This window comes from Acinetobacter sp. (assembly GCF_045628685.1).
Taxonomy (GTDB): Bacteria; Pseudomonadota; Gammaproteobacteria; order Pseudomonadales; family Moraxellaceae; genus Acinetobacter.
Genome location: NZ_JAZQPV010000044.1, coordinates 18,105 through 36,680 on the forward strand (window position 1 = coordinate 18,105; position 18,576 = coordinate 36,680).

Consider the following 18,576-nt stretch of genomic DNA (forward strand, 5'->3'; position numbering starts at 1 on the left):
TATGAAAAAGCTATCTTGTTCGGGCCAGGTTCATCCATTTTTTTTGATCATAATTATAGTCTTGGTCGCAATTCCCATGGGATTCTATGGCATGTATCTCTATATTGCCCCATCCTTACCTAAAATGACCACTTTAAAAAAGGCGCCGTTACTTAAGCCTTTGCAAGTGTATAGTGCCGATAATGAACTTATTGCAGAGTATGGTGGCAAGTTATCTGTCCCTGTAGAATACAAGCAAATTCCCAAACCCTTCGTTTCAGCCTTCCTCGCAGCCGAGGATTCTTCTTTCTTTGAGCATAGCGGCATTAGCTTTAAAGGCTTAGGACGAGCAGTCAGTGAAACAATCACGGGATCAAATGTGCAAACTGGTGGTTCAACCATCACCATGCAAGTCGCAAAAAATTATTATTTAAGTCCTGAACGCACCCTGAAACGCAAACTCACAGAAATCTTCCTTGCTCGAAAAATAGAACAGAACTTAAGCAAAGAAGAAATTTTAACCCTCTATGTAAACAAAATTTTCTTAGGAAAAAATGCTTACGGGATTGCTGCTGCAGCGAAAATTTATTACAACAAAAATCTGGATCAGCTAAGCATTGCCCAAATGGCGATGATTTCTGGTCTGCCCAAAGCACCGTCTAAATATAATCCCGTGGTCAATCCAACACGCGCCTTGGAACGTCGAAACTGGATTTTAGGTCGTATGCTGCAATTGGGTTATATCAATCAGTCTCAGTATCAAAAAGCCATTGCTGAACCCGTCAACCTCGATATGCCAGATCGCAGTATTAACAACAAACATCCGTATGTTGGAGAAATGGTTCGTTCTGAACTGGTCGAAAAATTTGGCGAACAAGCCATTGATTCTGGTTATAAAGTTTATACAACCGTTGACAGTAAGCGCCAAGCCTATGCAGAACAGGCAGTACAAGAAGGGCTAGAGGCTTATGATCGTCGCCATGGTTGGCGCGGTGCTGAAGCAAACGACAAACCGCTGACTGAATTCAAGGCCTATGCAAATACATATCCCGCGAAAGTCATCAAAGTAAATAGCAATTCTTTTGATGCACTGATGCAAGATGGCTCTACCGTAACCGTGCCTTGGTCAGGTATGTCGTGGGCTTATCCTTATCGAAATGCCAACAGTGTCGGCCCTGCTCCACGTCAAGCGTCTCAGATCGTTAAAGTTAAAGATATTATTCGATTACGTCCTAATGACAATAAAACCTCATGGGCGCTTGTTCAAGTTCCTAAAGCTCAAGGGCAATTAATTGCAATTAATCCAAACAACGGTGCAATTGAAGCCATTGTCGGGGGATATAATTTTTACCAATCCAAGTTTAATCGTGCCTTACAAGGTTGGCGTCAACCGGGTTCAACCATTAAACCGTTTGTCTATGCTTTAGCACTCGAACGTGGCATGACACCTTATAGCATGGTCAATGACAATCCGATTACCATTGGGAAATGGTCACCAAGAAACTCGGATGGACGTTATTTGGGAATGATTCCTTTACGTCGTGCCTTGTACTTATCTCGAAATACCGTTTCTGTTCGATTGTTACAAACTGTCGGGATTGAACGTACACGCCAATTATTCATGGATTTTGGCCTGCAGGAAAATCAAATCCCTCGCAACTACACCATTGCATTAGGCACACCACAAGTTCTTCCCATTCAAATGGCAACAGGTTATGCAACTTTTGCCAATGGTGGCTACCGTATTCAGCCGCATTTTATTGATCGCATTGAAGATGCTTACGGCAAGGTGATTTATCAAAGCAATCCGGAATATGCCTGTATTTCATGTATCAATCAAAATAATGCAGAACAGGAATCAGCTGAACCCGTGACTCCAGATGACGAAGTGATTGAAGTCACCAATCAAACCTTGCAAGCTGAAAAAGAACTGGCGCAATTGCAGTTAAATGAATCAAAAAGTAAATATCGCCAAGCACAGCGTATTTTAAAATCCAGCTCTGCTTATGACATGGCCAATATTCTGCGTGATGTAATTCAACAGGGTACAGGTCGTGCAGCACTTAAAATTGGTCGTGGCGATATTGGCGGTAAAACAGGTACCACCAATGATGCTAAAGACGCCTGGTTTGCCGGATTTAATGGCAAACTGGTTACTGTAGCATGGGTCGGTTTTGACCAGCCCACTACACTGGGTCGTCGTGAATATGGTGGCGTTGCAGCATTACCCATCTGGACCAACTTTATGGGTAATGCCTTAAAAGGTACACCAGCAGCATGGGTTCATTTCGACAAAAATGCAAAAGCACCGACTAACCACACCCAGACTATAACGGTTGGCGAACCGGCGAGAGAAGATCGCTCTTCCCCTCCACTGGCCCGTCCATTATACCGTCCAGCACCTGTTGCTCCAGCACGTGCACCTGAACGTGACTTTGATGACCTGCCTGGAGAAGAAATACAGGCTACAGATCCTGCAGCGTCTTCAAACGAGCAAAACCGGAATAATAAACCAGATGCACTTGAACGTTTAATTGATGTATTTGAATAAACTCATAAAGAGCCCTCAAATGAGGGCTTTTTATTTGGCTTATTTCTTTTTAAACAAATAAATTTGGAACTGCCCTTTTAACTCGAATTGCTCATTCTGCTCTAAAGCCTGACGACGCTCAGGTTTTGCTTTATAAGCATACGGTGTCATCGCAATCAGGTTTTTCAAGTCCGCTTGTTGCACGGTAAAAGGCGTTTCAACCACACGCTCATCAATCAATTCAAAAACATCTGCCAACTGATCGACAAACTTATGCGGTTCATGGGGATTCACTTCTTCAAACAATGCCTCACGCATCGCATATAAGTGTTCAGTTGCGGGGGTCACGACCATCAAATAGGCATTGGGCTTCAATACACGCAATATTTCCTGCTTGGGAATAGGGCTAAACAAACTGGTACATAAGTCAATTGAGGCATCCAGAACAGGAAGTGTTGCACCCGCTCCCACCACCCAAGTCACTTTTTTATTTAGCTTAGCCGCAACCTGTACAGCATTTTTGGCAATATCCATACCTACACATTGCAACACTTCTGCCTGCATGGCATTGGTGTAGTAACCCTCGCCACAGCCAATATCTAGCAAGTTTTCAATGTGTAATTCACGAATTTTTTTGACTACCGCCTGTTGCAGCGGTGCATAAAAACCGGCACTTAAAAATGCACGGCGCGCCTGTACCGATTCCACGGTATCGCCCGGGTTTTTACTGTGTTTATGCTGAACCACATGCAAATTAACATAGCCTTGTTTTGCCACATCATAACTGTGGTTATTGACGCATTGCCAGGTTTTCTTGGTCAGTTTCAGCGCTTCATGACATACAGGACACATCAGCAGATTCATACTTTTCTCCAGTACCTGAAATCAGGCGTTAAAAAAGCCGGCAGATGTGGGAGCAAATGCCGGCTCTTTCGAATATTTGCTTAGCGCAATTTTAAGGTCATTAAGCCTAAAACTACCAGCATAATCGTGATAATCCAGAAACGAATCACCACCTGGGTTTCACGCCAGCCTTTTTTCTCATAATGGTGATGTAAAGGCGCCATCAGGAATACACGTTTATTCCGCATACGCAGTGAACCAATTTGCAGGAATACAGAAATGGCTTCGACCACGAACACACCGCCCATAATCGCAAATACGATTTCCTGGCGAACCATGACAGCAATGGTACCGAGCATTGCACCCAAAGATAATGCACCGACATCACCCATAAACACTTGAGCCGGATGTGCGTTATACCAAAGGAAGGCCAAGCCTGCACCAATCATTGCCGCGCAGATCACCACCAGCTCAGATGAATATTTCACATAAGGCAGATGCAGGTAATTGGCAAAACGAACATCGCCAGCAAGGTAGGCAAACACCCCCAGACCTGCAGCAACAAGCACGATTGGCATAATCGCCAAACCATCCAGACCGTCAGTCAGGTTGACCGCATTCGACGCACCGTTAATCACCAGATAAGTAAAGATAATAAAACCGATACCGAGAGGAATGGCGGACAAAGGAATACTGATATTTTTAAAGAATGGAATCAGCAGATCCAGCATATTCGCGGTATGCACAGGATTCGCCTGCTGCGTTGCAATCACATACAGTGCAATACCTGCACCTAAAGAACCCACTGAAGTCCAGAAGAATTTTTTCTTCGCAGGCAAACCGGCATTGTCTTTATAGCGGACTTTAATCCAGTCATCTGCCCAGCCAACAGCTCCAAAGATCACCATGACCGCGAGCACAATCCAGACATAGGGATTGGATAAATCAGCCCAAAGCAAGGTTGAAATGCCAATTGAAAGCAGGATCAAAACCCCACCCATGGTTGGCGTGCCCATTTTCTTGGCATGACCTTCAGGAGCAAATGAACTGACTGCTTGGCCATATTTGAGTGCTTGTAGCTTGCGAATCATCACCGGGCCCAAGACTAGTCCAATGGTCAATGCGGTTAAGACACTGAGCAAAGCACGTAATGTTAAATAACGAACCACCTGAAACGAGCTGTTGTAGCCCGCCAGTTGTTCAAATAGCCATAACAGCATTAAAGTTTCTCCATCAAATCAGCCATCAATGTTTCCATATGGGTATAACGAGAACCTTTAAACAGGAAACTCATGGATTGAGGTTGATGTGTTTCAATTAGACTCAGTAAAAAAGGAAGGGCTTGTTCCTGATTCAGGAAAGCCTGCATTTTTTTACCATATTGGGTACTGCGCGCGCCTTCTTGAGTGGCTGGTGAAAACTCACCCACAGCCACCACAAAATTGACGCCTGTCGCAACCAGATCTCGGCCCAACATATAATGCTGTTGTGCCGCACTTGCTCCCAATTCACCAATGTCACCAATCACCATCACTTTCACCCCATCTTGCTGAGCAAGCACTTCAGCTGCTGCACGCATCGAGGTCGGGTTGGCGTTGTAGGTATCATCAATAAATAAATGTTTTTTAGCTTGAATGAAATTCAAGCGACCTTTGGCACCTGTCGCTTGTTCTAATCCCATCACGATGTCATCAAGAGCAACCCCAATTGCGAGGGCAAAAGCGGTCGCTGCAGTGGCGTTTTGCACATTATGCTCACCTGCAAACGGCAGGTTGACCTGGCGTACACCATTCGGGGTATTTAATGTGAACGTAGAGGATTGCGGGTGTAATTCAATTTCTGTAGCAAAAATATCCCCATTTTCACCAAAACTTAATATCTGTTCGGCTTGTACAGCTTGACGGATCGTATCGGCAAAATCATCTGCAGCCGGTACAATCGAGGTACCGGTTTTGGCAATATGCGCATAAATTTCAGATTTAGCCCGACAGATACCATCGCGTCCGCCAAATTCACCCAAATGCGCCGTACCAATATTAATGATCCCGGCGACATGCGGTTGAACCAGATTCGAGGTGTAATCAATTTCACCCTGATGACTGGCACCAAGCTCCATCACTGCATACTGATGTTCAGTGCGAAGCTCGAGCAACATCATCGGCACACCCAAATCATTGTTCAAATTACCGCGAGTAATAAGTGTCGGTGCCAAGCGCGATAAAATACTGCCGAGCATTTCTTTGGTGGTGGTTTTACCGCTACTGCCGGTCAGTGCAATCACTTTCAATTGTGAATTTTGTGCGCGGCGATAAGCGCCTAAATGACCAAGAGCCAAACGCGTATCTGCAACCACGAGTTGACAAATATCTGCATCCACTGGATGACTGACAATGGCAATTTCGCAACCATTTTCCGCAACTTGCGCAACAAAATCATGTGCATCAAAACGTTCACCTTGCAACGCTAAAAAAGCATCGGCTTTTTCCGCATCACGTGAATCTGTCAAAATCCGTTTAATGCTGCCTTGAGGCACTTTCTCATTCAACCAGTAACCTTGAGTGGCGGCAGCAAGCTGTACAGCTGTCCACGGCTCTAAAGGCACTGTACTGGTAGTCGATGTATGCATTGTTGTTTCCTATTGAGCCGGATAAGCTGAATCTGGGGTGTGATGCTGTGTACCGATTGCCGATTGCACTTCGATCACATCATCAAACCAGTGACGCACACCGTCAATTTCTTGATAATTCTCATGACCTTTACCGGCAATGACTACAATATCGCCTGCCTGAGCATTTTGTACGGCAAATTTAATGGCTTCACGTCGGTCATGAATTTCATGTACAGCATGTGCTGAAAAATCGATACCGGCTTTCATGTCCGCAAAGATTTGTTCAGGATCTTCAGTACGTGGATTATCTGAGGTAATCAGCGCAATATCAGCCCCACAGAGTGCCGCTTGAGTCATCAATGGACGCTTGCCACGATCACGATCCCCACCACAGCCAAATACCGCCCACAACTGATTGGACACATGACGTTTTAAGGTTTTGAGCACCTGAATCAAGGCATCAGGCGTATGGGCATAATCCACTACAAATAACCGGTCTGCATCACGAATCACCTGCATACGGCCCGGCGCACCTTTCAATTGTGCAACGGTCGAAATCAGTGCTGCAAGATCAAAGCCGGCTTGCTCTGCACTCACCAAACTTGCAACCAGATTTTCGATATTAAAATGACCGAGCAATGGGCTCTGAACTTCAAATTCACCCTGTTCAGTGATTAATTTAAAGTTTGCGCCATTTAAGCTGTATTGAATATCGTCAACCTGATAATCCGCAGTTTGCGTGGTTGAGTAGGTCAGAATTTTCGGTTGTGCAGGATTGGCTTTTGCAGCATCAATCATGACATGGGCATGCTCATCATCGATGTTGATGATGGCCACTTTTAAACTCGGAAATTTAAATAAGCGCGACTTGGCTTCAGTATAGGCTTCAAGCGTACCGTGATAATCCAGATGATCGCGGCTTAAATTACTGTAGGCCGCAATTTCAATATCGCAGCCATTCAAACGTCCTTGTTCCAGACCATGTGAACTGGCTTCAATCGCGGCGAATTCAGCACCTTGCTCTGCATAATCATGCAAGGCATTTTGCAAATGCAATGCATCTAATGTGGTATGCGAAGATGCTTCCAGATTAGGTAAAATCCCGTTCCCTGTGGTTCCCATTACTGCACATTTTTTGCCTTGCAACATCAATAATTCAGCAACAAGTCGTGAAATGGTGGTTTTACCGTTGGTCCCCGTGACTGCAAGAATTCGTGCGGCTTTTACAGGCCGAGTCGCTTGTAGATATTGTTTTTGCCATTGCCCAATCAGATGACGGACATTCGGTACAACCACACTATTAGCCACACCTAAATCGGCTTCACTCACTACAGCTATGGCACCGTTTGCCAAAGCTGACTGTGCAAACTGCAAGTTTTTTTCAGGTTGAGAAAAACTATTCAGGGCAATAAAAATTTGCCCTGGTTCAACTTTACGACTATCTAGACCAAAGCCACTGAATGGCTTGGTCATCCATCCAGTGATTTCTGCGGCGCTGTAGAGATCTTGAAATGTAATGGACATTCATCACCTGTTACTGGATTTTGGGAGTATCTAAAGGTTTATCTAAAGGCACGTTCATTAAACGTAGCGATTCTTGCATTACGCGTGCAAATACCGGAGCTGAAACTGTACCGCCATAGTAAGAACCTTGAGGGTTTTCCACCACGACAATCATGGCCAAGCGTGGGTCACTCACTGGTGCGACACCGGCAAATAAAGCACGATATTCGTTGGTTGAATAACCTTTGCGGTCAGCGCGCAGTTTATGTGCTGTACCTGTTTTACCCGCCACACGGTAGCCCGGAATAGTGGCACGTGTAGCAGTTCCGCCTGGCAATGTCGCTGTTTCCATCATCAAGAGCACTTGATCGGCAATTTTCGCGTCAACAATTTGCTCACCCTTCGGTGGCTGTTCCAATTTATATAAACTCAAAGGAACCTTGACGCCTTTATTGGCAAGCATGGCGTAGGCATCCGCAATTTGCAGCACTGTCGCATTCAGACCATAACCATAAGCCATGGTGCCCACTTCAGAGACATTCCATTTGCTTGGTGGCAAGATCAAGCCTCCACTTTCACCTGGAAATTTCACTGCCGACCGCTGCCCCATTCCTACACGCTTATAAAAAGTCGGCAAGGTGGAATACGGCAAGGATAATGCAAGTTTCGCAACACCCACGTTAGATGATTTCTGAATGATGCCACCCAAAGTCAGTGCACCATAGTTATGCGTATCACGAATGGTATGGTTACCAATACGCATACTACCCGGTGTAGTATTCACCACTGAATTTGCGGTGTATTTACCGCTTTCCAGAGCCATGGCGACCGTCAAGGGTTTCATGGTTGAACCCGGTTCAAATGAATCCACTGCACCACGGTTACGCATGGCATCTTTATTGCCTAAACTTTTTTTATCATTCGGGTTGTAAGACGGCCAACTGGTCATGGCCAGAATTTCACCCGTTTTGATATCTACTGCAATAGCAGTTGCTGAACGGGCATTATTGGCCACCCCAGCAGCGGTCAATTCACGGTACATAATATATTGCAGACGTGAATCAATACTTAAAGTGATATTGTCCCCGGCTTCAACTTCCTTAATCACTTCCGGATCTTTAAAACGATTGCCTTTTTTATCACGGACGATCTGCTGTTCACCATCATGACCGGATAAAGCAGTATTTAACTGCATTTCCAGACCTTCAATTCCGATTCCTTCACTATTGGTTAGACCAATAATCTGTGCATTCGGCTGCGGCTGCGGATAGTAACGTTTATAGTTTTTCTCGGTATAAACCCCTTGGAACTGACGTTTGGCAATCAGCTCAGCTTGCTGCGGTGGAATTTCTTTTTGTAGCACCAGATAACGTGAACGAGGTTTCTCATTCATTTTCTTTTTCAACTCGGCACGATCAATTCCGACCGCATCGGCGATTTCATCCAGGTTTAAGTTTTTATCGGGTAATTGACGTTTTAATTTACGGTTATTGGGGTCTTTAACCAGTTCAGCGCTAATCTCATCAAACTGTTTTTTAGTTTCAAAATAATCGCGCGGATCAATCACCACTTTCATGACCGGTGTACTGATTGCCAAGGGCACCCCATGACGGTCATAAATTACACCGCGCATTGCCTTGATTTTTTCAGTTCTTAAAATGTTGGCATTAGCTTTGTTTTGCAAAAAGTCTTTATTAATCACCTGTACATAAAATGCACGACCCACCAAAGCTAAAAAGCAGAGTAAAACCACACTCCACATCAAATAAAAACGCCACATATCTACGCTCAGGGTGTTTTTATTCGTAACAGACTGCTGTTTTTTACGCACTTGCTTATTTCTCTTGTCCACCATATTACAGCTAGCCTTATTTTTTATCTTCTGAAGTCATTGGTAAAGAAATCACAACCGTTTGCGCTGCAGGTGGCGAATACATTCGCAACTGAGTCACAGCGCGTGTGCCAATTTGTGCTGTTGCGCCAAAGGTCTGCTGCTCGATGAGCAAACGCCCCCACTCGGCATTCAGATCATCTCTTTCTCGGTTAAAGGCACTTAATTCACGGTAATCATGACGGTATTCAAAGACTTGAAACACCACCATAATTGCGCTAAGAAAGACCAATGCCAGTAAAACGATATAACTGATGATTTTTTTCATCGCCAATTTTTCTGTTTTCTTTTCAACAACTTCAGTTTTCATTATTCGCCTTTCGAAGCTAATCGTTCTGCAACTCTAAGCCATGCACTACGTGAACGAAAATTGGCTTTAATCTCTTCTTCACTGGCACGCACTCTGGAAATTTTCTTTAACCGACGGGTGTCTTCCCGTTCTTGTGGCATACCCCAACTGGTATCTTCCGCTAAAGTTGATTCTTTTTGAATAAATTGTTTAATTAAACGATCTTCTAGTGAGTGGAAACTAATAACGGCTAAACGTCCCCCAGTTTTTAACACATCCACCGCTTGTGGCAAGAAAGCTTCAATATCTTCTAATTCTTTATTAATGGCAATACGAATACCTTGAAAAGTTCGGGTTGCCGCATGTTTATTTTTTTCCCATTTCGGATGGGCAACTTTCACAATTTCAGCCAGTTGCGCAGTCGTTTCAATATAGCCAGCAGCTTTAATGGCTTTGGCGATACGACGGCTATAACGCTCTTCACCATATTGGAAAATTGCATTGGCCAAGGCTTCTTCTTCAATATTTACCAACCATTCAGCTGCGGTCGGACCTTTGGAATTATCCATACGCATATCCAGCGGGCCATCTTTCATAAAGCTAAAACCGCGCTCAGCCTGATCCAGCTGCGGTGAAGATACCCCTAAATCTGCCATCACCCCATCAACCAGACTAATGCCTCGTGCTTCCAGCTCTTGTTTTAAATCAGCAAAGCTGGCATGAATGATTTTAAAACGTGAATCTTCTTGTTCCAGTATTGCCGCAGCTTCCAAAGCTTGTGGATCTTTATCAAAGCCGTATACACGTGCATTTTCATCTAATTTAGAAAGCAAGAAACGGGTATGACCACCTCGGCCAAAAGTGCCATCGACATAAATTCCTGTATTTCGATCTGCCAATAAGGCATCAACAGTTTCGTGGAGTAATACAGAAATATGCGACATAAGGGTTCAATCAATACTATGAAAAATTTAACTGCACATTATTACCTTGTTTTGATAAAGCTCCAAACGACTTTTTGTAGGGAAATATTACTTTTCATAGGGAAAACCGTTTTGGCATTTATTCCATCCAGATTTAAGACATCTTTCATGTGCTTTTATCTCATTTTAAAACGCAACGCTGGTGCGGATTCTTTATTAAGATCAAACTCGTTCCAAAACTTTAAATCAAAACCAAGCTGAATATTCATCTTGTTTAGCTTTGATAGACCATCAATATGTTTATTTATCTTATTTCAAAATTAGACTTAGAGCATATAATTCGAGCTTATTTAAACATCAGTTCAGAACAGCAAATTCAGACTAAACATACTGGTCATTCATTTAAAAGTCTGGCCGCTAATCAATAAAAGAAAAATCATATTTTTCAATTCAAAATTTGATTTTAAAAATGTGCGATCAAAAAAAAGCCCCCTACATAGGAGGCTTTTTAAATTATAAATCAATCATTTATTTACGTGTGTTATAAATTTGATCAAAAGTCGCACCATTCACAAAGTGAGCTTTCTGTGCTTGAGCCCAACCACCAAACACTTCATCAATGGTAAAGGTTTTAAGTTTAGGAAATTGAGCAGAATATTTAGCGAGCACTTCTGGATTACGGGGACGGTAGAAATATTTTGCTGCCATTTCTTGACCCAATGGTGAATACAAGTAATTGATATAGCCTTTGGCTAACCACTTGTTACCATCTTTTTCAACATTTTTATCAACAATGGCCACTGAAGGTTCAGTTAAGATGGACATAGAAGGATAGATAATGTCGAACTTGTTTTTACCCATGGTCTTTTGAGTCACTAAGGCTTCATTTTCCCAAGTCAGCAACACATCACCAATGCCACGTTCAGCAAAAGTGGTCATCGATGCGCGCGCAGCCGAGTCCATCACTTTTACGTTGTGGTACATTTTGCCCACGAACTCTTTGGCTTTAGCATCATTACCACCCGGTTGCTTAAGTGCATAACCCCAAGCAGATAGATATACCCAACGTGGTAAACCACCGGTTTTTGGATTTGGAGTAATAATTTGTACGCCAGGTTTGGTTAAATCAGACCAGTCTTTAATATGCTTTGGATTGCCTTTACGCACCATAAATACAATGGTAGAGGTATAAGGTGCAGAGTTATGTGGAAACTCTTTTTGCCAACCCGGTTGAATTTGACCTGATTTCACAATTTCTTCAATATCATTGGCCAAGGCTAGAGTCACCACATCGGCTTTTAAGCCATCTACGACTGAACGTGCCTGTTTACCTGAACCGCCATGAGATTGTTTGAAATTTACACTATGACCAGTACGTTGTTTCCAGTAAGTACCAAATGACTTATTGAATTCATCGTAAAATTCACGGGTTGCATCATAAGATACATTTAAAAATTCACGATCTGCTGCCTGAGTAGGGGTTGCAGTAAAAGCAATGCCGGTTGCCAGCAATGCCGCACTGAATAACGCTTTAAATTGGGTTTTCATTACCGTACAAACAAGTTATCTTCATTACTGCTAAATATATGAAATAAAATCATAAATCGCAATAAATTAAACCTTTTCGCATTTAACCCAATACTTTCATTATAAAATTAAACCCATGTTTTTATTAAAAATAAATTAAACAGTTTACTTATTCACTATATATACTGTTTTCTGAATTACATATCCAAAAAACGGATAAGTATACTTATCCGTTTCTTTTAAAATCTTTACTCATCAATTGGATTTATTTTTTCTCGCTATAAATCTGATCAAAAATTGCACCATTCACAAAATGGGTTTTCTGGGCTTTTGCCCACCCCCCAAAAACATCACCAATGGTAAACAGTTTAATTTTTGGAAATTGTTCTACATATTTTGCTGCAATTTGCGGATGACGTGGACGGAAGAAATGTTGTGCAGCCAAGTTCTGGCCTTTGGGTGAATACAAATAGTTGAGATAACCTTTGGCTAAATTACGGTTGCCGTCTTTATTCACGTTTTTATCAACAATCGCGACCGATGGCTCTGCCAAAATTGAAATGGAGGGATAAACAATTTGGTATTTATCTTTACCCAAACCTTGGGTTGCCAGTAAGGCTTCATTTTCCCAAGACAACAACACATCGCCAATGCCGCGCTCTGCAAAAGTTGTTAAAGAACCGCGTGCACCCGAATCAAGCACTTTCACATTTTGGTAAAGTTTTTTCACCAATTCTTTGGCTTGAGCATCGTTACCGCCTGGCTGTTTTAGCGCATAGCCCCAAGCTGAAAGATAAATCCAGCGTGGCGCGCCACCTGTTTTAGGATTTGGTGTGATAATTTCCACACCCGGCTTGGTTAAATCATTCCAGTCTTTAATATTTTTAGGATTACCTTTGCGTACCAGGAATACCACGGTCGAGGTATAAGGCGCTGAATTATTGGGGAACTGTTTTTGCCAGTTTTTATTAATCAATCCTGTATTTACAATCTCTTCAATATCATTGGCCAAAGCCAAGGTCACCACATCGGCTTGTAAACCATCAATCACGGAACGCGCTTGCTTGCCTGAACCACCATGGGATTGTTTGAAATTCACGTCTTGGCCAGTACGCTGTTTCCAAAATTCACCAAAGGCCTGATTATACTCTTGGTAAAATTCACGCGTCGGATCATAGGAAACATTGAGAAAATCTTTTGCAGCAAAGCTAGGTGAAGTGATGCCCCCTAATACCGCAAGAATTGTAGATCCTATTATTTTTTTCATCTGCTTTTAAGCTCATACTTAATAATGAATGCACTATATAAAGATAAAATATTTTTAACAATCATATGATTATATTGTTTTTTTGATTAAAAATCAGTTTTATAGATATCCACTAAAATGCTTTGCTATGCATTTTTCCTACTAAAAGATGCACAAACTAATGCAAATCTCCATCATTTGCTCCAATCTCCATGCTGTCTCCATAGTTTTTTGATACAATTTTTCTACATTGAATGAGTTTCTTATTAATGTGTAAAAAAGTGTGACCTAGTTCTGCTTTTGTGTTTTTTATGTGTTTAAATGGTATCGCTAGAATATAAAAAAAATACCTACTAGAGAAGTCCAGTACCACAAAGGGGGATATGGAAATGAAATATACACCGGTTATCACAGCATTGAGTTTAACGCTGACTTTAGGTTTTATGACTCAAGTTGGAAACGCGGCCGCTATTAAAAATACAGATAGCAAAACCAGTCTTTCACCTGAAAAATCATCACTAATTGAAAAAGCGTTGCAACAACAAAAGCAAGGTTCGCAAACTTTTCGTAACGACAATGATTTAAAAATCCTGACTGAAATTAAAGCTGCTCCCACCCAAAGCTTTTTTGCTGCTCAAAATCAAAAATTTACCCGTTTTGTTCAAGTGTTTTTCCCACAAAACAACTCTTAACTGAATAACTGAACTTCCCGCCCCTTTAGAAGTTCAATGAAGCCTAATCATTGCAATGTTGAATTTAACATTAAGTGATTAGGCTTTTTCGTTATAATACTTTCCATTCACATTCTGAAAAATATTGATTATGACTGTTCGTACTCGTATTGCCCCTTCTCCTACAGGCTTCCCACATGTAGGCACTGCATATATTGCCTTGTTTAACTTATGTTTTGCCAAACAGCATGGTGGTGAATTTATTCTTCGTATTGAAGACACCGATCAACTTCGCTCAACCCCTGAATCTGAGAAAATGATTTTAGATTCATTACGTTGGTTAGGTTTAAATTGGTCAGAAGGTCCCGATATCGGTGGTCCACATGCGCCATATCGTCAATCGGAACGAATGGACATCTATAAAAAATATGCTTTAGAACTAGTTGAAAAAGGTCATGCATTTTACTGCTTCGCAACGAGCGAAGAACTGGATCAGATGCGTGCTGAACAGCAAGCTCGCGGTGAAAGCCCACGTTACGACGGTCGTGGTTTACTTTTGTCTGAAGATGAAGTGCAACGTCGTTTAGCTGCAGGTGAGGCACACGTGATTCGCATGAAAGTACCTGCTGAAGGCAGCTGCAAGTTTGACGATATGCTACGTGGCGAAGTGGAAATTCCATGGGCTCAAGTGGATATGCAAATTTTGCTTAAAACGGATGGCTTGCCAACTTACCATTTGGCCAATGTCGTCGATGACCATTTAATGGAAATTACTCACGTGATTCGTGGTGAAGAATGGATTCCATCTGCGCCTAAACACCAGTTGTTATACCAGTACTTTGGCTGGGATATGCCTGCGCTTTGCCACATGCCATTATTACGTAATCCGGATAAATCAAAATTATCGAAACGTAAAAATCCAACCTCAATTAATTATTACAAAGATATTGGTGTACTTCCAGAAGCGTTGTTGAACTATTTAGGCCGTATGGGCTGGTCAATGCCGGACGAAAGTGAAAAATTCACTCTGGCTGAAATGATTGAACATTTCGACATTAAGCGAGTATCTCTCGGTGGTCCAATTTTTGATGTCGAAAAACTCAACTGGCTCAACGGTCAGTGGATTAAAGCGCTCTCTCCTGCTGAATTACTCAATACACTTTTGGCCTGGAAATCAGACCGTAAAACGTTGGAAGATATCGCGGCCGCAATTCAACCGCGTATCAACTTATTGTCTGAAGCGGTGAACTGGGCAGGTTTCTACTTCAATCAATTCCCACAACTGTCTAAAGAGCAGTTCGAAAGCAAGAAATTATCTGAAGAACAGGTTCGTCAAAGCCTGCAATTCGCAATTTGGCGCCTGGAAAGCTTATTTAGCTGGAACAATGACACGGTTAGCCAAACTTTAATGGACTTGGCCAGCCAGATGGAAGTCAAGTTACGTGACTTTATGCCGACTTTCTTTATTGCAATTGCGGGTTCGACCAGTTCGACTCCGGTTATGCAATCTATGGTGACGATTGGTCCTGACTTAACATTCGCTCGTTTACGCCATGCACTTGAAATTGTTGGCGGTCCGAGCAAAAAAGAAACAAAAGTGTGGGAAAAACTCAACGAAAGCCTAAAATTGCCGAAAAATGATGCAGTTGATGAGGCATAATTGATTTTATAGTTGACGTGTGAGCACAATGCCCCTAATATTGCGCTCACACAGACTGGGGGTTATAGCTCAGTTGGTAGAGCGCTACAATGGCATTGTAGAGGTCAGGAGTTCGATCCTCCTTGACTCCACCATATCTAGTTTTACCTGTGTTGCCTCGATAAGTCCCTATCGTCTAGAGGCCTAGGACATCGCCCTTTCACGGCGGTAACCGGGGTTCGAATCCCCGTAGGGACGCCAAATTCAAAAAAGCCACTGACCTATTCAGTGGCTTTTTTATTGTCTAAATTTTTTATTCACGGGATTTTATGAGCGGTATTTTTGCTTTCCGTGACATTCAGATTAGAATAACCCATAGATTAAAATTCTGGAGTTGTAATGCAATACCGTTGCCCAAAATGCCAAAGCCCTAAAATTATGCCAGTTGCACAGTCTGGCGGACCTGCGGTACGACCAGTGGTACCTAAAAGCTTAGTCTTGCTAATTCCTGCTGTTTTCATCTTATTGCTGTTGGTTTTAATTAGTATTGCAATGTGGATTTTTGGTGATGGTGCAGGAACAACATTACAATCTGCAACTGTGGTTGTATTTGTGCTGTGCTTGATTGCAGGCTTTATGTTTTACCGTGACCTGCCCGACTTTAAAATTTCGATGCAAGGCTTTATGCAGTCGCAAAAGAAATGGAAATGTCGTGAGTGTAATCACGAGTGGGAAATTTAAAATAAAATTCGTTTCACATCAGCCACAGGTTCAGTCTCTGTACTGATGTGAATTTTCATCATGATGATGCGGATGTTGTTCTGGAATATATGGCCGACAATTTGAATGCATCAGGCATTCATCTTCTTCAATCTGTAGTGTCATTTCAGTAATACCATGCTGATGACTTAACATTTCTAGAGCTTGCTGATACAGAGCATTACGATCAGCCTGTGGCGCATATAAATGTACAGTCAAATGTACATTTTTCGAAGTAATAGCCCAAACCTTAAGTTGATGAATGCTTTCAACACCTTCTAACCCAAGTAAATCATTACGTAATTTTTCAATATCAATTTCTTCAGGTACGCCTTCAAGCAGAATATTGATACTCTGCTTTAATAAGACCCATGTTCTAGGCAACACCCAAAAACCGATCAATATCGCGATCAAGGTATCGACCCAAACCCAGTGAGTGAAATAAATAATCACCGCACCAATCAACACGCCTGCAGATCCCAAAGCATCACTCAAAACTTCTAGGTACGCCCCTTTTACATTTAGACTTTCTTGACTGCTTGAAAATAGAATTTTCATCGAAATCAAATTAATAACCAACCCAATAATTGCGACAATCATCATTCCCAAACTTTGGATTTCAGGCGGGTTTGAAAAACGCTGATAGACTTCATACAGAATATACATCGCAACTACAAACAGCATAGATGCATTGAACAGGGCCGCCAAAATCTCAAAACGCTGATAGCCAAAAGTACGTTTATCATCGGCAGGAAGTTTGCCTATTTTTATGGCGACAAGCGCTATTGCAAGTGCAGCAACATCGGTAAACATGTGCGCTGCATCAGAGAGTAAAGCCAAACTTTGGGTAATAAAACCTGCTACCACTTCTACAATTAAAAATGTGGTGGTCAGCACCAAGGCAAAGGTTAATTTCCTGACATTATTTTCGGTCACAACAGCATGGCTATGGTCATGGCTGTGTCCGTGATGATCACCCATAACACCTCTAGCTAAATTTCAGTGTATAAAAACTCAGCATAGCAATAAAGCCAAGTGTTACAACATGACAATCAACACTTGCATAACACAAATATCATCACTGCCGGACCACTAGAGCTTACTCTGACCATCTGACCCAGTACCTGATACTTCATCGCCTTGGTGTGTGTTTAATATAAATATGAGAGACAATGTAAAAATCAGCACCGATCTCACTCTTGTTACAGATCGACTGAACAGACATCAATAAAAAGTCAAATCATCAGAGTATCAAATGAATTTATATTTTAGACAGCGTACAACAATTGCGTTATTAACCAGTGCCCTTCTGTCTACAGGGTGTGCAACAGTGTTGTTATATGCAGACTATAAGCCTAAAAGCTATAACAGCACTGTGCAGATCATCATTGAAGATGAGATCATTGCCATGGGTGAAGCAGTCAAGCACGGGCACTCAGAAAATAAAGAGAATAAGAAGATCGTTTTTATCGGTCGACAATATACCTATTTGATCGATAATGCCGAGGAGTTTAGGTCTATTGTCAAAGAGATTCCTGCTGAAAAATTACAGATCACCCATCCCACTCTGCAATTTGAATTACAAAATGAAAATGAATTTCAAGGCTTTATATCTTTAGGCTATGTAGATGCTTTAGAGGATATTCCTGCACATCAATTACAGCGTCTAAAAGATTTAGAATTTAAATTGCCAGGGTTCACTCCAGCACACCAAAAACAGTATTTGACTTATAATGTTATGTTTAAGGGTACCGTGCACGAACCTTTACCAGAACAGGCGATTCAACATCGATTTTCTAAGCCTTACCCCTTTAAAATGGTTAAAAATAACAAAACCACAACCATCAATACAGGCAATATTCTAAAAACAAGACTACTCACCCCTTTAGCAGTCAGCTTTGATGTGATCACCTCACCCATTTGGGGTGGCCTGTTGCTCATCTGTTCTTTGAACTCAAAATCCTGTAAACCCAATTTTCAATAAGATCATTTCAGTTCACTATACATAAAAAAAACCAGCCCGCAGGCCACTGCTGTCCCATAGTTTGATTTGAATAAAAAAACCTGAGTCCGAACAGTTAAAATATGAGTGCAAACAAACACTTTAACGATCAGGATTCAGGTTTTGTCACATCAGAATACCGTATTTCATCAACTGATTAAACCTG

General features: G+C 42.0%; 15 protein-coding genes and 2 tRNA genes. 7 read left to right on the forward strand and 10 right to left on the reverse strand.

Going from position 1 to position 18,576, the window contains the following annotated elements; genetic code table 11:
* Nucleotide 1: 1 nt before the first annotated feature.
* The gene (ponA, locus tag ACKI4H_RS06105) at nt 2-2,530 is read left to right on the forward strand and encodes a penicillin-binding protein PBP1a (protein ID WP_407304484.1); all 2,529 of its coding nucleotides are present in this window, start codon (nt 2-4) and stop codon (nt 2,528-2,530) included.
* Between the two features lie 39 nt (nt 2,531-2,569).
* Here the strand turns inward: ponA and ACKI4H_RS06110 are convergent, their stop codons facing one another.
* From ACKI4H_RS06110 to ACKI4H_RS06150, 9 genes are all read right to left on the reverse strand, one after another.
* Nucleotides 2,570-3,373: a putative RNA methyltransferase gene (locus tag ACKI4H_RS06110; RefSeq protein WP_407304485.1), complete on the reverse strand. Its 804-nt coding sequence runs from the start codon at nt 3,371-3,373 to the stop codon at nt 2,570-2,572.
* Nucleotides 3,374-3,453: 80 nt separating this feature from the next.
* On the reverse strand, nt 3,454-4,572 hold the full coding sequence (gene mraY, locus ACKI4H_RS06115; protein ID WP_407304486.1) for a phospho-N-acetylmuramoyl-pentapeptide-transferase: 1,119 nt from the start codon (nt 4,570-4,572) through the stop codon (nt 3,454-3,456).
* Nucleotides 4,572-5,978: a UDP-N-acetylmuramoyl-tripeptide--D-alanyl-D-alanine ligase gene (gene murF, locus ACKI4H_RS06120; RefSeq protein ID WP_407304487.1), complete on the reverse strand. Its 1,407-nt coding sequence runs from the start codon at nt 5,976-5,978 to the stop codon at nt 4,572-4,574. Before murF ends, mraY begins: the two co-directional genes overlap by 1 nt.
* Before the next feature lie 9 nt (nt 5,979-5,987).
* Nucleotides 5,988-7,484, reverse strand: coding sequence for a UDP-N-acetylmuramoyl-L-alanyl-D-glutamate--2,6-diaminopimelate ligase (locus ACKI4H_RS06125; RefSeq protein WP_407304489.1), 1,497 nt, complete (start codon nt 7,482-7,484; stop codon nt 5,988-5,990).
* A gap of 10 nt (nt 7,485-7,494) precedes the next feature.
* Entirely contained in the window at nt 7,495-9,318 is a 1,824-nt protein-coding gene (gene ftsI / locus ACKI4H_RS06130; RefSeq protein ID WP_407304490.1) for a penicillin-binding protein PBP3, read from the reverse strand.
* A 13-nt stretch (nt 9,319-9,331) separates the two neighbouring features.
* Complete coding sequence (ftsL, locus tag ACKI4H_RS06135; RefSeq protein ID WP_407304493.1) at nt 9,332-9,664, reverse strand: cell division protein FtsL; 333 nt, start codon at nt 9,662-9,664, stop codon at nt 9,332-9,334.
* On the reverse strand, nt 9,664-10,587 hold the full coding sequence (gene rsmH, locus ACKI4H_RS06140; protein ID WP_407304495.1) for a 16S rRNA (cytosine(1402)-N(4))-methyltransferase RsmH: 924 nt from the start codon (nt 10,585-10,587) through the stop codon (nt 9,664-9,666). Before rsmH ends, ftsL begins: the two co-directional genes overlap by 1 nt.
* 507 nt (nt 10,588-11,094) lie before the next feature.
* Nucleotides 11,095-12,114 carry a sulfate ABC transporter substrate-binding protein gene (locus tag ACKI4H_RS06145; protein WP_407304497.1) on the reverse strand — a complete coding sequence of 340 codons (1,020 nt, stop codon included), beginning with the start codon at nt 12,112-12,114 and terminating at the stop codon, nt 11,095-11,097.
* Nucleotides 12,115-12,358: 244 nt separating this feature from the next.
* Nucleotides 12,359-13,360, reverse strand: coding sequence for a sulfate ABC transporter substrate-binding protein (locus ACKI4H_RS06150; RefSeq protein WP_407304499.1), 1,002 nt, complete (start codon nt 13,358-13,360; stop codon nt 12,359-12,361).
* 368 nt (nt 13,361-13,728) lie between these two features.
* Here ACKI4H_RS06150 and ACKI4H_RS06155 point away from each other — a divergent pair, with 368 nt between their 5' ends.
* From ACKI4H_RS06155 to ACKI4H_RS06175, 5 genes are all read left to right on the forward strand, one after another.
* Complete coding sequence (locus tag ACKI4H_RS06155) at nt 13,729-14,031, forward strand: hypothetical protein (RefSeq protein ID WP_407304501.1); 303 nt, start codon at nt 13,729-13,731, stop codon at nt 14,029-14,031.
* A 130-nt stretch (nt 14,032-14,161) separates the two neighbouring features.
* Nucleotides 14,162-15,670, forward strand: a complete 1,509-nt coding sequence (gltX, locus tag ACKI4H_RS06160) for a glutamate--tRNA ligase (protein ID WP_407304503.1) — start codon at nt 14,162-14,164, stop codon at nt 15,668-15,670.
* Nucleotides 15,671-15,728: 58 nt separating this feature from the next.
* Nucleotides 15,729-15,804 (forward strand) — tRNA-Ala (locus ACKI4H_RS06165).
* 30 nt (nt 15,805-15,834) lie between these two features.
* Nucleotides 15,835-15,910 (forward strand) — tRNA-Glu (locus ACKI4H_RS06170).
* A 138-nt stretch (nt 15,911-16,048) separates the two neighbouring features.
* Nucleotides 16,049-16,390, forward strand: coding sequence for a hypothetical protein (locus ACKI4H_RS06175; RefSeq protein WP_131268439.1), 342 nt, complete (start codon nt 16,049-16,051; stop codon nt 16,388-16,390).
* A 30-nt stretch (nt 16,391-16,420) separates the two neighbouring features.
* On the opposite strand, the gene ACKI4H_RS06180 is transcribed toward ACKI4H_RS06175, so the two are convergent.
* Nucleotides 16,421-17,389, reverse strand: coding sequence for a cation diffusion facilitator family transporter (locus ACKI4H_RS06180; protein ID WP_407304505.1), 969 nt, complete (start codon nt 17,387-17,389; stop codon nt 16,421-16,423).
* A gap of 274 nt (nt 17,390-17,663) precedes the next feature.
* On the opposite strand from ACKI4H_RS06180, the gene ACKI4H_RS06185 reads away from it, so the two are divergent.
* Nucleotides 17,664-18,392 (forward strand): hypothetical protein, encoded by a 729-nt coding sequence (locus tag ACKI4H_RS06185; RefSeq protein ID WP_407304507.1) that lies wholly within the window; start codon nt 17,664-17,666, stop codon nt 18,390-18,392.
* Nucleotides 18,393-18,576: the final 184 nt, after the last annotated feature.